Genomic DNA, 215 nt, shown 5'->3' with positions numbered 1-215 from the left:
CCCATGCCGAACTCAGAAGTGAAACGCCGTAGCGCCGATGGTAGTGTGGGGTCTCCCCATGCGAGAGTAGGGAACTGCCAGGCATCAAATTAAGCAGTAAACTGATGTAAAAATCAGTGGTTGTAGAAAAATTCGGTGGAGCGGTAGTTCAGTTGGTTAGAATACCTGCCTGTCACGCAGGGGGTCGCGGGTTCGAGTCCCGTCCGTTCCGCCAC

The 215-nt window shown here is 54.0% G+C and carries 1 tRNA gene; it reads left to right on the top strand.

Annotation, left to right across the window (positions count from 1 at the left end):
* The first annotated feature begins 137 nt into the window (after positions 1 to 137).
* Positions 138 to 214 (top strand) — tRNA-Asp (locus JTI98_RS00155).
* The last annotated feature ends 1 nt before the right edge of the window (position 215 follow it).

The organism is Citrobacter sp. MGH 55, assembly GCF_016906145.1.
GTDB lineage: Bacteria > Pseudomonadota > Gammaproteobacteria > Enterobacterales > Enterobacteriaceae > Citrobacter_A > Citrobacter_A amalonaticus.
Note: the sequence above shows the minus strand (reverse complement) of the source record. Positions and strands in the feature narration are given on the sequence as shown.